The organism is Lysobacter stagni (assembly GCF_030053425.1).
GTDB lineage: Bacteria > Pseudomonadota > Gammaproteobacteria > Xanthomonadales > Xanthomonadaceae > Lysobacter_J > Lysobacter_J stagni.
Genome location: NZ_JASGBI010000001.1, coordinates 470459 through 482877, shown reverse-complemented (window position 1 = coordinate 482877; position 12419 = coordinate 470459). Strand labels below are relative to the sequence as shown.

Sequence of the window (12419 nt, the reverse complement as noted above, 5' to 3'; positions counted from 1 at the left end):
AGGATCGAGGCAAGATGGGTGCGTCGAAACCGCCAGGGGTCGTCCATGCATCGCCTGCTTGCGTACAGCGTGTTGCTGGTGGCCGCATTCGGCGGACGTGCCGAAGCGGCGGACGTGCACATCGACGCGTCCTGCAACATGGACAGCGACTACGACCTGAGCATCGACGAGCGCAGCGTGATCCTCACGCGCACGACGGGCGTACCGAAAGCGATCGTGATGCGCCAGGGCCGGTTGTTCGTCGACGACCGCTGGGTCGAGCTCAGCGACGCCGACCGCCAGCGCATCGTCGAGTTCGAGAAGGGCGCGCGGGCGGCGATGCCCGAAGCGCAGGCGATCGGGCGCGATGCGGCGGAGATCGCCTTCGTCGTGCTGGGCGAAGTGGCCGAAGGCTTCAGCAGCGACCCCGCTGCGGTGCGCGCCAAGGTGGCGCGTGCGCGTGCGCAGATCGATGCGCGCCTGGCGCGCTCGGTCACCCCAACTCGTTTCAACGGAAACGATCTGGGCAAAGGCATCGGCGAGGCGGTGGCCGAGGTCATCCCGAGCATGATCGGCGACATCGTCAGCGGCGCCATCGGCGCGGCCTTCAGCGGCGACAGCAGCCGCCTGAAGAAGATGGAGGACCTGGACGCGCAGATCGACCAGCGGGTCGAACCGCGTGCCCGTGCGCTGGAACAGCGGGCGCAGAGCCTGTGCCAGCGGATGATGGAGCTGGATCGAATCGACGACGCGCTCGAATTCCGCCTCTCCGGCGGCCAGCCGCTGGACCTGCTGCGGGCCCGGCCGTCCGACCGGAACGACCCGGCTGCCGAAGCCGCTGCCGCCCCGGAATCCAGGTCGACCGATGTGCAGTGACGGGTGGATACCGTGACGTATGTAAGGCGCGGTTGGCGCGGTCGCCATTGCAACGCACAATAGGGTTTTCGCGTCTGCGGGACCCCCACACATGGCTGAGCTCAAAGAAGCACGCGTTCCCGACATCGGGGATTACGACGGCGTGCCGGTGATCGAATTGCTGGTCGCGGTTGGCGACACGGTCAAGCAGGACCAGGGTCTGGTCACGCTTGAGTCGGACAAGGCGACCATGGAGGTTCCGGCGCCGTTCGCCGGCGTGATCCGCGAGATCAAGGTGAAGATCGGCGACGAGCTGGCCGAAGGCAGCGTGGTCGCGTTGATCGAACCGACCGATGCCGCGCCTGCGGCCGAAGCGTCGAAGCCCGCCGCCGCCCCGGCCCAGCCCGCTGCGCCGCCGCGTGCCGAACCTGCCACGCCCGCGAAGCAGGTTGCAGCCTCCGAGACCGGTGCGAAGGTCGAGCCGGTCGTCGTGCCGCAGCAGGCCGACCGCATCGCCCAGGCCGCGATCGACGCCTCGCGTCCGGGCATGGATCCCGAAGCGATGCCGCCGAAGTCGCCGCCGGTCACCTTCGATGCCAATGAGCTGATGCCGGACAAGGTGCCGTATGCCAGCCCGGCGGTGCGCCTGTTCGCGCGCGAGCTGGGTGTGGACCTGTCGCAGGTCACCGGCTCCGAGCGCGGCGGCCGCATCGCGAAGGAAGACGTGCAGAAGTTCGTGAAGTCGGTGATGGAGGGCGGTGCTGCTCCGTCGGCCGGCGCGGCACCCGTGGCCGGTGGCGGTGGTCTCAACCTGCTGCCGTGGCCGAAGGTGGACTTCAGCAAGTTCGGCGAGATCGAGACGAAGGCGCTGTCGCGCATCCAGAAGCTGTCGGGTGCGAACCTCGCGCGCAACTGGGCGATGATCCCGCACGTCACCCAGCACGACGATGCCGACATCACCGACCTGGAAGAGCTGCGCGTCGCGCTCAACAAGGAAAACGAGAAGAGCGGCGTCAAGCTGACCATGCTCGCTTTCCTGATGAAGGCGTCGGTCGCCGCGATGCAGAAGTACCCCACGTTCAACGCCTCGCTCGACGCGACCGGCGAGAACCTGGTGCTCAAGAAGTACTTCCACATCGGCTTCGCCGCCGACACGCCCAACGGACTGGTCGTGCCGGTCGTGCGCGACGTGGACAAGAAGGGCGTGATGCAGATCGCGCAGGAAACGTCCGAGCTGGCGAAGAAGGCGCGCGACGGCAAGCTCGGTCCGGCCGACATGAGCGGCGGCTGCTTCTCGATCAGCTCACTGGGCGGGATCGGCGGCACCAAGTTCACGCCGATCGTCAACGCTCCGGAAGTCGCCATCCTGGGCGTGTCGAAGTCGGCGATCCGGCCGGTGTGGGACGGCAAGCAGTTCGTGCCGCGCCTGATCCTGCCGTTGTCGCTGAGCTACGACCACCGCGTCATCGATGGCGCCGCCGCCGCGCGTTTCACCGCCACGCTGGCGCAGTTGCTGGCCGACATGCGGCGCGTGCTGCTGTGACGGTGCGCGCCCTGGGCCTGGCCGCGGCCGTGCTCGCGGCGCAATGGCTGGCGATGCCGTCGGCACATGCCGCCGACGATGCGTGCAAGCTCGATCTCGGTCGCGGCTGGCCGCCGGCGACCGAGAACTACGGCAACGCGGTCGAGCAGCTGTTCTTCGCCGGTGCCAAGCCCACGCTCAGCCTGACGCGCCTGCCGGCGCGCAGCGTCGAGACCGGCCTGCAGTTGTTCGCCGGAGAAGGCGAAGGCGACTGGCGCCTGCGTTACACCGAAGCCGACGAACGCATCGACGTGTGGAGTGCCGGCAAGCGCGAACTGCGCGTGGCGCAGCAGCCCGATGTCGTCGAGGTGCCGATGCCGGCCGCACTCGCACGGCGCGTGCTCGCCGACTGGCAACGCGTGCTGACCGAACAGGTGCCCGCCAATCGCGCGGCCGAATTCCACGACGGCGAGGTGTTGCTGTTCGTCGTGGACGATGCCGCCAGCGGCCAGTCGTTTCGCGTGAGCGGCCTGGTACCCGGTTGCGGCCCGGCCGCGGCGTTGATTAAACAGATGGGCCTGATGATCGAGGCCACCGACAGCAGCGACGAGAAGCGCTTCAAGCGTTGGCGCGAACTCGAGGAATCGCTGGACGAACTGGAACAGACGCTCGCCGGCGCCACCGGCTGAGCCGCAGGAGAACCCCACAATGGCGACCATTGAAGTCAAGGTGCCGGACATCGGCGATTACGACGGCGTGCCGGTGATCGAACTGCTGGTCGCGGTCGGCGACACGGTGAAGAAGGACCAGGGCCTGGTCACGCTCGAATCGGACAAGGCGACGATGGAAGTCCCGTCGTCGGCCGAAGGCGTGGTGAAGGAAATCAAGGTGAAGGTGGGCGACAAGGTCGCCGAAGGCGCCGTGATCGCCATCCTGGAAGGTGCCGGCGAAGCCGCCGCGCCGGCGAAGGCCGAAGCGCCTGCCGCCGCGCCTGCGGCGGAAACAGCCAAGCCGCCGGTCGCGCCGTCTCCGGCCGCGCCGCCGAGCGAAGCACCCAAGCCTGCGCTGGGCACCGGCCGCAAGGCCGACATCGAATGCCGCATCGTCGTGCTGGGTTCCGGCCCGGGCGGCTATACCGCCGCGTTCCGCGCCGCCGATCTTGGTCTGGATACGGTGCTGGTCGAGCGCTATCCCTCGCTCGGCGGCGTGTGCCTCAACGTCGGCTGCATTCCGTCGAAGGCGCTGCTGCATGCGGCGGCGCTCATCGAGGAAGCCGCGCATTCGGCGGACATCGGCGTGAGCTTCGGCAAGCCGAAGATCGACCTCGACAAGCTGCGCGACTTCAAGCAGAACAAGGTGGTCGGCCAGTTCACCAAGGGCCTGGCCGGCATGGCCAAGCAGCGCAAGGTGCGCACGGTGCAGGGCGTTGGCAGGTTCGTTTCGCCCAACGAACTGGAGATCGCCGGCGACGACGGCAAGACGCAGCTGCTGCGTTTCGAGCAGTGCATCATCGCGGCCGGTTCGCAGGCGGTGAAGCTGCCGAACTTCCCGTGGGACGACCCGCGCGTCATGGACTCCACCGACGCGCTGGAGCTGGCCGAAGTGCCGGCCAAGCTGCTGGTGGTCGGCGGCGGCATCATCGGCCTGGAAATGGCCACGGTGTACAAGGCGCTGGGCAGCGAAGTCACCGTCGTGGAATTCATGGACCAGCTGATGCCGGGCGCCGACAAGGACCTGGTCAAGCCGCTGGCCGATCGCCTCAAGAAGCAGGGCGTCGCGGTGCACCTGAAGACCAAGGCCGCCAAGGTCGAGGCGTCGAAGAAGGGCATCACCGTCTCGTTCGAAGCAGCCGAAGCCGGCGCCGCACCGGGCATCGAGTCGGGCACCTGGGACCGCGTGCTGGTCGCCGTAGGTCGCGCGCCCAATGGCAACAGGATCGACGCCGACAAGGCCGGCGTGCAGGTGACCGACCGCGGCTTCATTCCGGTCGACCGCCAGATGCGCACCAACGTGCCGCACATCTTCGCCATCGGCGATCTCGTCGGCCAGCCGATGCTTGCGCACAAGGCCACGCACGAAGGCAAGCTGGCGGCGGAAGTCGCCGCGGGCGAGAAGCGTGAGTGGGTCGCGCGCGTGATCCCGTCGGTGGCCTATACCGATCCGGAAATCGCATGGGTGGGCGTCACCGAAACCGAGGCGAAGGCCAAGGGCCTGCACGTGGGCGTGGGCAAGTTCCCGTGGGCCGCATCGGCGCGTGCCGTCGGCATCGGCCGCGGCGAGGGCTTCACCAAGCTCATCTTCGACGAGAAGACGCACCGCATCGTCGGCGGCGGCATCGTCGGCGTGCACGCGGGTGATCTCATCACCGAGATCGCGCTGGCGATCGAGATGGGCGCGGAGGCGGGCGACATCGGCGCCACCATCCATCCGCACCCGACGCTGAGCGAAAGCGTCGGCATGGCGGCCGAGGTGTACGAAGGCACCATCACCGACCTGTACATCCCGAAGAAGAAGTAACTCCGGCGATGTCCACGAAACAGGCGCGAGCGATCGCGCCTGTTTTTGTTTGTGTCGTCAGAACGGGAGCGACACGCCCGCGTGAAGCGGGCCGACGGCGCGCGCACAGCCAGTGCGCGAGTGGTGCCACACCCTGGCACGCACTGCGGACAAAACGAAGCCCCGGGGCGACCGGGGCTTCGGAGGGCCCACCGCAGCTTTGCCGTTGACGAGGAGAGAGACTCGGTGGGCGATCGGTAGGTGGGACCGGGTGATTGCGGAAAGGTTCCGCAACGGCTGGTCGGATGTCACACGGCCATCGCGGTCGGGTCCGTCCCGGTTTGCCGACCCTGGCGTCGGGTCTCGATGCGCTTCCAGATCTTCTCGTGGAAGTGGAAGGCGACCGTGTTGCAGGCCGGCTCGACGAGGGCCAATGCGCCGCCCACCCACACGCTGCCGGTCATCAGATAGCCGACGGTGAAGGCGACGCTGAAGTGCACGGCGGCGAAGCTGAAGGTCTTGGCCATGGCCGGGTCCCTGGAAATGAGAGTAGCTCTCATCATGGGGAACGGCCCGTGGGAGGTCCAATCGAACGTACCAGCCGTCACGATTGACGCAGGCTATCGAACTGCCGCCCGGGCGGGCGGCCACCGAATGCCCCGCATCCGCCGATTCATGACCCTTGCCGGTTGCCCGGACTTAAGGCTCCCTTTATACTTTTGCGGCTCTACCGGGCGCTTTGCGCCTGCCCCAGACCGACGAGTCCCGCGTGCACGATCCCTTGTCCGCAGGTCGCCGGCTGGCGTCGCGCGCGACTGCCTGGCAGGCCGGCGCGGCAGCGCTGGTCGCGCTGGCCTTCCTCCCCCTCGGGGCGCCTTCGGCGCTGGCGGCGGCGGTCGGCGGCGGTGCGGTCGTCGCGGGCGGACTGGTGGCGGCCTTCATGGCCTTGGGCGGCGGCATCCAGCCGGCCGGCATGGCGATGGGGCGGCTCCTGGCCGGGGTGATGTTGAAGTGGGTAGTGGTGTTTGCAGTTTTAACGCTCGGCCTCGCCGCGTTCAAGCTGCCGCCATTGCCGATGCTGGTGGGAGTGCTTGCGGCAACGCTCGCATTCGTACTGGCCAATCTTTTGAAACGATAAGGTGTCTTTCGTGAGCGAACAGACCGGTTCGGGCGGCCTGAACGAATACATCCAGCATCACCTCCACCAGAACACCATCGAGGTGTTCGGCGGTGCGTTCCATGTCGATACCTGGGCGGTGTCGCTGGTGCTTGGCCTGATCTTCATCGGCTGGTTCGCGTTCTTCGCGCGCAAGGCCACTTCCGGCGTCCCGAGCAAGGGGCAGGCCTTCGTGGAGCTCATCCTCGAGTTCATCGACGGCCAGGTGAAGGACAGCTTCCACGGCGACCGCCGTTCCATCACGCCGCTGGCGCTGACCATCTTCGTGTGGGTCGTGATGATGAACTGCATGGACCTGCTGCCGCTCGATGCTCCGTACACGGCCATCAAGCTGGCCGCCGGTGCGGAAGTGGCGCATCACACCTATTTCCGCTGGGTCCCGACCGCCGATCTCAACACCACGCTGGCCATGTCGTCGGTGGTGTTCTTCCTGATCCTCGGCCACTCCATCAAGGCCAAGGGCGGCTTCGGTTTCGGCAAAGAGCTGCTGACCGCGCCGTTCCACGCGCACGGCATCGCGCCGAAGATCGCGCTGGCGCCGGCCAACCTCGGCCTCAACGTCATCGAATACCTCGTCAAGCCGGTCAGCCTGGCGATGCGACTGTTCGGCAACATGTACGGTGGCGAGCTGGTCTTCATGCTCATCGCCGGCCTGCTGGGCGGTGGCCTGCTGATGTTCGTGCCGGGCGTGATCTTCAACGTCGCCTGGGCGCTGTTCCACATCCTGATCGTGCTGCTGCAGGCCTTCATCTTCATGATCCTCACCGTCGTCTACATCGCCGGCGCGTACGAGAGTCACTAAGCCTGCTCCAGAACCTCGTGTCACCGTTTCCGCTTCACCCTTCCCGTTAGTCCAAACCAAAACGTTTCAGTAGGAGAAAACCATGGAATTCATCGCCAGTGTGCAGGGCCTGACCGCTATCGCGATCGGCATGATGGTCGGCCTCGGCGCGATCGGCGCGTGCCTCGGCATCGCGCTGATGGGCTCGAAGTTCCTTGAGTCGGCTGCCCGTCAGCCGGAGCTGGTTCCGATGCTGCAGGGCCGTATGTTCCTGCTGGCCGGCCTGATCGACGCCGCGTTCATCATCGCGCTGGCCGTCGGCCTGCTGTTCGCCTTCGGCAACCCGCTGCTGGGCGAAGTGAAGAACGCTTCGGCCGCCGTCGCCGGCGCCGCGCAGTAATCGCTGCACAAGCAACCGTTGAGCCGTCCGGCCCAGGCCGGGCGGCTCTCCCGGGCATACCGCCCGACAGAAAAAGCGTTCCATCGGAGCTGTCATGAATCTCAACATGACCTTCTTCGGCCAGGCGATCACGTTCATCGTGTTGATCTGGTTCACGATGAAGTTCATTTGGCCGCCGCTGAACAAGGCGATCGAAGAACGTCAACACAAGATTGCCGAGGGTCTGGCTGCTGCCGAGCAGAGCCAGAAGAACCTCGCGCAGGCCCAGCAGAGCGTCGATGCCGAGCTGCGCTCCGCGCGTACCAAGGCCAACGAGATCATTGAACAGGCGCATCACCGCGCCAATCAGATCATCGACCAGGCCAAGAACGATGCGGTCTCCGAAGCCAACCGCCAGAAGGCGGCGGCCGAAGCCGAGATCTCCGCGGCCTCGAACCGTGCCCGCGAGGAACTGCGCAAGCAGGTGTCCACGCTGGCCGTGACCGGTGCCGAGAAGCTGCTCAAGCGCGAAATCGACGCCAACGCCCACAAGGCGCTGCTCGATGAGCTGGCGGCTCAGCTTTGATCCATGCGCGTGCATCGAGCGGAATGATCTGAAATGACCCAGGCCCTGACCCTCGCCCGACCGTACGCCCGTGCCGCCTTCGCGCTTTCGCGCGAAGGTGGTCGCACTGCTGCGTGGTCGCAGGCGCTCGCCTTCGCTTCGCGCGTGGCTGCCGACCCGCAGGCCCAGACGCTGCTCAGCCACCCGCTGCTGAACCCGGCCGACGCCGTCGGTCTGCTGGCGATGGACGGTGCGGACGAAGCCTTCACCCGCTTCCTCGGCCTGCTGGCCGACAACCGCCGACTGGCGCTGCTGCCGGAGATCACCGGCCTGTTCGAAGACCTGCGCGCCGAAGCCGAGCGCGTGGTCAAGGCTCGGGTCACCGCTGCCAGCGAACTGCCCGCGGCCGAACTCGAGGCCATCAAGGTCGCGCTGAAGAAGCGCTTCGGCCGCGACGTCGAGATCGAGACCGCGATCGACGCCTCGCTGATCGGCGGCGCCGTGATCGACGCGGGCGACGTGGTCATCGACGGCTCGCTGAAGGGCAAGCTCGAACGCCTCCAGTCGACGCTCTCGCAATAACGAATTCATCTGCAAATTCCGGGTAACGCCGGATCAAGGGACTCACCCATGGCAACCACCACGCTCAACCCGTCCGAAATCAGTGAACTGATCAAGACCCGCATCGAGAAGGTCAAGCTGACCGCCGAAGCGCGCAACGAAGGCACCGTGACCTCGGTGTCGGACGGCATCGTGCGCATCTACGGCCTGGCCGACGTGATGCAGGGCGAAATGATCGAGCTGCCGAACAGCACCTACGCGCTCGCGCTGAACCTGGAGCGCGACTCGGTCGGCGCCGTGGTCCTGGGTGACTACGAGCACCTGCGCGAAGGCGACGTCGCCAAGACCACCGGCCGCATCCTCGAAGTGCCGGTCGGCCGCGAGCTGCTCGGCCGCGTCGTCAACGCACTGGGCGAGCCGATCGACGGCAAGGGCCCGATCGGCGCCTCGCTGACGGCTCCGGTGGAGCGCGTCGCCCCGGGCGTGATCTGGCGCAAATCGGTCGACCAGCCGGTGCAGACCGGCTACAAGACCGTCGACGCCATGATCCCGATCGGCCGCGGCCAGCGCGAGCTGGTCATCGGTGACCGCCAGACCGGCAAGACCGCCCTGGCCATCGACGCGGTGATCAACCAGAAGGGCACGGGCATCAAGTGCGTGTACGTGGCGATCGGCCAGAAGGCCTCGACCGTCGCGAACATCGTGCGCAAGCTCGAAGAGAACGGCGCCCTGGCGCACACCATCGTCGTCGCCGCCACGGCGTCCGAGTCGGCCGCCATGCAGTACATCTCGGCGTACGCCGGCTGCACGATGGGCGAGTACTTCATGGACCGCGGCGAAGACGCGCTGATCGTGTACGACGATCTGTCCAAGCAGGCCGTCGCGTACCGCCAGATCTCGCTGCTGCTCAAGCGCCCGCCGGGTCGCGAAGCCTACCCGGGCGACGTGTTCTACCTGCACAGCCGCCTGCTCGAGCGCGCCGCGCGCGTGTCCGAGGAGTACGTCGAGAAGTTCACCAACGGTGAAGTGAAGGGCAAGACCGGTTCGCTGACCGCGCTGCCGATCATCGAAACGCAGGCCGGCGACGTGTCCGCGTTCGTGCCGACCAACGTGATCTCGATCACCGACGGCCAGATCTTCCTGGAAACCGACCTGTTCAACGCCGGCATCCGCCCGGCCGTGAACGCCGGTATCTCGGTGTCGCGCGTCGGTGGCGCGGCCCAGACCAAGATCATCAAGAAGCTGTCGGGCGGCATCCGCATCGCGCTCGCCCAGTACCGTGAGCTGGCTGCGTTCGCGCAGTTCGCATCCGACCTGGACGAAGCCACCCGCAAGCAGCTCGAGCGCGGCCAGCGCGTCACCGAGCTGATGAAGCAGAAGCAGTACGCGCCGATGCCGATCGCGCTGCAGGCCCTGTCGATCTACGCCGTCAACGAGGGTTACCTCGACGACATCGCGGTCAACAAGATCCTGGCGTTCGAAGAGGGCCTGCACGCCCACTTCGTCAACACGCAGGGCGAGCTGATCAGCAAGATCAACAGCACCGGCAACTGGAACGACGAGATCGAGGCGACCTTCAAGAAGGGCATCGCCGAGTTCAAGCAGACCGGCACCTGGTAAGCGACGAAAAGTCGGTCATCCGCGCGGACTCCGGTCCGCGCCGTTGAATCCAAGCAGACGAGAGCAGCATGGCAGGCGGACGCGAAATCAAATCCAAGATCAAGAGCGTGCAGAACACCCGCAAGGTGACGCGCGCGCTCGAGATGGTCTCGGCTTCCAAGATCCGCAAGGCGCAGGACCGCATGAAGGTCTCGCGTCCGTACGCACGCGTGATGAAGCAGGTCATCGGCCACCTGGCCCAGGCCAATTCCGACTACCAGCATCCGTACCTGGTCGAGCGCCAGGACGTGAAGCGTGTCGGCTACATCATCGTGTCGTCCGATCGCGGCCTGGCCGGCGGCCTCAACAACAACCTGTTCCGCAAGCTGCTGGGCGAGTTCCGCAAGTGGCAGGAGCAGGGCGTCGAGATCGACGTCGTCACCATCGGCCAGAAGGCGTCGGTGTTCTTCCGTCGCATCAAGGTCAACATGGTCGGCTCGGTCACGCACCTGGGCGACCAGCCGAAGCTGGAACAGCTGGTCGGCGTCATCAAGGTGATGCTGGACGGCTACAGCGCCGGCAACCTGGACCGCGTGTTCATCTGCTACAACGACTTCGTCAACACGATGACCCAGCGCGCAGCGTTCGATCAGCTGCTGCCGCTGCCGCCGGCCGAGACGCAGGTCGCCAAGCACGACTGGGACTACATCTACGAACCCGACGCGGCGACCGTGCTCGAGCACGTGCTCAACCGCTACGTCGAGTCGCTGGTGTACCAGGCGGTGCTTGAGAACGTCGCCTCCGAGCATGCCGCGCGCATGGTCGCGATGAAGGCCGCGTCCGACAACGCCACCAAGCTGATCGGCACGCTGAACCTGGTCTACAACAAGGCCCGCCAGGCGGCGATCACGCAGGAAATCTCGGAAATCGTCGGCGGCGCCGCCGCGGTCTAACCACACACGCGCGGGCGCGCCAATCCGCGACCGCACAACAGATTCAAGTTAGAGGAAACCACCATGAGTCAGGGCAAGATCGTTCAGATCATCGGCGCCGTCGTCGACGTCGAGTTCCCGCGCGAGTCCGTGCCGAAGGTGTACGACGCGCTGAAGGTCGACAACACCGCCATCACGCTCGAAGTCCAGCAGCAGCTCGGTGACGGCGTCGTCCGCACCATCGCCCTGGGCTCCACCGACGGCCTCAAGCGCAACCTCGTCGCCAACAACACCGGCAAGGGCATCTCGGTTCCGGTCGGTGCCGGCACGCTGGGCCGCATCATGGACGTGCTCGGTCGCCCGATCGACGAAGCCGGCGACGTCGCCGCTTCCGACCACTGGGAAATCCATCGCGCCGCTCCGTCGTACGAGGACCAGTCCTCGGCCAACGACCTGCTGGAAACCGGCATCAAGGTCATCGACCTGATGTGCCCGTTCGCGAAGGGCGGCAAGGTCGGTCTGTTCGGCGGCGCCGGCGTCGGCAAGACCGTCAACATGATGGAACTGATCAACAACATCGCCAAGGCGCACTCGGGTCTGTCCGTGTTCGCCGGCGTGGGCGAGCGTACCCGCGAGGGCAACGACTTCTACCACGAGATGAAGGACTCCAACGTCCTCGACAAGGTGGCGATGGTGTACGGCCAGATGAACGAGCCGCCGGGCAACCGCCTGCGCGTCGCGCTGACCGGCCTGACCATGGCCGAGTACTTCCGCGACGAGAAGGACGCCTCGGGCAAGGGCCGTGACGTGCTGCTGTTCGTCGACAACATCTACCGTTACACGCTGGCCGGTACCGAAGTGTCGGCGCTGCTGGGCCGCATGCCGTCGGCCGTGGGTTACCAGCCGACGCTGGCCGAGGAAATGGGCGTCCTGCAGGAGCGCATCACCTCGACCAAGACCGGTTCGATCACCTCGATCCAGGCCGTGTACGTGCCCGCGGACGACCTGACCGACCCGTCGCCGGCGACCACCTTCGCCCACCTCGACGCCACCGTCGTGCTGTCGCGAAACATTGCCTCGCTGGGTATCTACCCGGCCGTGGACCCGCTGGACTCGACCTCGCGCCAGCTCGACCCGAACGTGATCGGCCACGAGCACTACGACGTCGCGCGCAAGGTCCAGGCGACGCTGCAGAAGTACAAGGAGCTCAAGGACATCATCGCGATCCTGGGCATGGACGAGCTGTCGGAAGAAGACAAGCAGGCCGTGTCGCGCGCCCGCAAGATCGAGCGCTTCTTCTCGCAGCCGTTCCACGTGGCCGAAGTCTTCACCGGTTCGCCGGGCAAGTACGTCGCGCTGAAGGACACGATCCGCGGCTTCAAGGGCATCGTCGAAGGCGAGTACGACCACCTGCCGGAGCAGGCGTTCTACATGGTCGGCGGCATCGAGGAAGCGGTCGAGAAGGCCAAGAAGATCACCGGTTGATCTTCGCCGGGGCGAGGGCGCAAGGCGACCTCTCCCCGATCCCAGCCCTCTCCCGCTCGCGGGGGAGGGGGACAAAGTTGAAAGGCGT

13 protein-coding genes are annotated in these 12419 nt (G+C 66.4%); 12 read left to right on the top strand and 1 reads right to left on the bottom strand.

What is annotated here, in order from left to right; genetic code table 11:
- Positions 1-45 precede the first annotated feature (45 nt).
- The 4 genes from QLQ15_RS02130 to lpdA all read left to right on the top strand — a co-directional run bounded on the left by QLQ15_RS02130 (position 46) and on the right by lpdA (position 4873).
- Positions 46-855: a DUF2884 family protein gene (locus QLQ15_RS02130; protein WP_283211212.1), complete on the top strand. Its 810-nt coding sequence runs from the start codon at positions 46-48 to the stop codon at positions 853-855.
- 91 nt (positions 856-946) lie between these two features.
- The gene (locus QLQ15_RS02125) at positions 947-2377 is read left to right on the top strand and encodes a dihydrolipoyllysine-residue acetyltransferase (protein WP_283211211.1); all 1431 of its coding nucleotides are present in this window, start codon (positions 947-949) and stop codon (positions 2375-2377) included.
- The gene (locus tag QLQ15_RS02120) at positions 2374-3045 is read left to right on the top strand and encodes a hypothetical protein (protein ID WP_283211210.1); all 672 of its coding nucleotides are present in this window, start codon (positions 2374-2376) and stop codon (positions 3043-3045) included. Before QLQ15_RS02125 ends, QLQ15_RS02120 begins: the two co-directional genes overlap by 4 nt.
- Positions 3046-3064: 19 nt before the next feature.
- Positions 3065-4873, top strand: coding sequence for a dihydrolipoyl dehydrogenase (lpdA, locus tag QLQ15_RS02115; RefSeq protein ID WP_283211209.1), 1809 nt, complete (start codon positions 3065-3067; stop codon positions 4871-4873).
- 287 nt (positions 4874-5160) lie between these two features.
- Here the strand turns inward: lpdA and QLQ15_RS02110 are convergent, their stop codons facing one another.
- Complete coding sequence (locus tag QLQ15_RS02110; RefSeq protein WP_283211208.1) at positions 5161-5379, bottom strand: DUF2061 domain-containing protein; 219 nt, start codon at positions 5377-5379, stop codon at positions 5161-5163.
- Positions 5380-5621: 242 nt separating this feature from the next.
- Here QLQ15_RS02110 and QLQ15_RS02105 point away from each other — a divergent pair, with 242 nt between their 5' ends.
- From QLQ15_RS02105 to atpD, 8 genes are all read left to right on the top strand, one after another.
- Positions 5622-5990, top strand: coding sequence for a hypothetical protein (locus QLQ15_RS02105; RefSeq protein ID WP_432277765.1), 369 nt, complete (start codon positions 5622-5624; stop codon positions 5988-5990).
- Between the two features lie 10 nt (positions 5991-6000).
- A complete protein-coding gene (gene atpB, locus QLQ15_RS02100; protein WP_283211207.1) occupies positions 6001-6831 on the top strand; it encodes a F0F1 ATP synthase subunit A in 831 nt (276 codons plus the stop codon).
- Between the two features lie 82 nt (positions 6832-6913).
- Positions 6914-7210: a F0F1 ATP synthase subunit C gene (gene atpE / locus QLQ15_RS02095; protein ID WP_283211206.1), complete on the top strand. Its 297-nt coding sequence runs from the start codon at positions 6914-6916 to the stop codon at positions 7208-7210.
- Positions 7211-7304: 94 nt separating this feature from the next.
- Positions 7305-7775 carry a F0F1 ATP synthase subunit B gene (locus tag QLQ15_RS02090; RefSeq protein WP_283211205.1) on the top strand — a complete coding sequence of 157 codons (471 nt, stop codon included), beginning with the start codon at positions 7305-7307 and terminating at the stop codon, positions 7773-7775.
- Between the two features lie 33 nt (positions 7776-7808).
- Positions 7809-8336: a F0F1 ATP synthase subunit delta gene (locus QLQ15_RS02085; protein WP_283211204.1), complete on the top strand. Its 528-nt coding sequence runs from the start codon at positions 7809-7811 to the stop codon at positions 8334-8336.
- A 48-nt stretch (positions 8337-8384) separates the two neighbouring features.
- Entirely contained in the window at positions 8385-9935 is a 1551-nt protein-coding gene (gene atpA / locus QLQ15_RS02080) for a F0F1 ATP synthase subunit alpha (RefSeq protein WP_283211203.1), read from the top strand.
- Positions 9936-10003: 68 nt separating this feature from the next.
- Positions 10004-10867 (top strand): F0F1 ATP synthase subunit gamma, encoded by an 864-nt coding sequence (atpG, locus tag QLQ15_RS02075; protein WP_283211202.1) that lies wholly within the window; start codon positions 10004-10006, stop codon positions 10865-10867.
- A gap of 63 nt (positions 10868-10930) precedes the next feature.
- Positions 10931-12331: a F0F1 ATP synthase subunit beta gene (gene atpD / locus QLQ15_RS02070; protein WP_283211201.1), complete on the top strand. Its 1401-nt coding sequence runs from the start codon at positions 10931-10933 to the stop codon at positions 12329-12331.
- The last annotated feature ends 88 nt before the right edge of the window (positions 12332-12419 follow it).

Bases quoted from the DNA above. Each gene is read 5' to 3' on its own strand.
- atpA (WP_283211203.1), top strand. From the start codon at position 8,385: ATGGCAACCACCACGCTCAACCCGTCCGAAATCAGTGAACTGATCAAG.
- atpE (WP_283211206.1), top strand. From the start codon at position 6,914: ATGGAATTCATCGCCAGTGTGCAGGGCCTGACCGCTATCGCGATCGGC.
- QLQ15_RS02125 (WP_283211211.1), top strand. From the start codon at position 947: ATGGCTGAGCTCAAAGAAGCACGCGTTCCCGACATCGGGGATTACGAC.
- atpG (WP_283211202.1), top strand. From the start codon at position 10,004: ATGGCAGGCGGACGCGAAATCAAATCCAAGATCAAGAGCGTGCAGAAC.
- QLQ15_RS02110 (WP_283211208.1), bottom strand. From the start codon at position 5,379: ATGGCCAAGACCTTCAGCTTCGCCGCCGTGCACTTCAGCGTCGCCTTC.
- QLQ15_RS02090 (WP_283211205.1), top strand. From the start codon at position 7,305: ATGAATCTCAACATGACCTTCTTCGGCCAGGCGATCACGTTCATCGTG.
- atpD (WP_283211201.1), top strand. From the start codon at position 10,931: ATGAGTCAGGGCAAGATCGTTCAGATCATCGGCGCCGTCGTCGACGTC.
- lpdA (WP_283211209.1), top strand. From the start codon at position 3,065: ATGGCGACCATTGAAGTCAAGGTGCCGGACATCGGCGATTACGACGGC.
- QLQ15_RS02130 (WP_283211212.1), top strand. From the start codon at position 46: ATGCATCGCCTGCTTGCGTACAGCGTGTTGCTGGTGGCCGCATTCGGC.
- QLQ15_RS02085 (WP_283211204.1), top strand. From the start codon at position 7,809: ATGACCCAGGCCCTGACCCTCGCCCGACCGTACGCCCGTGCCGCCTTC.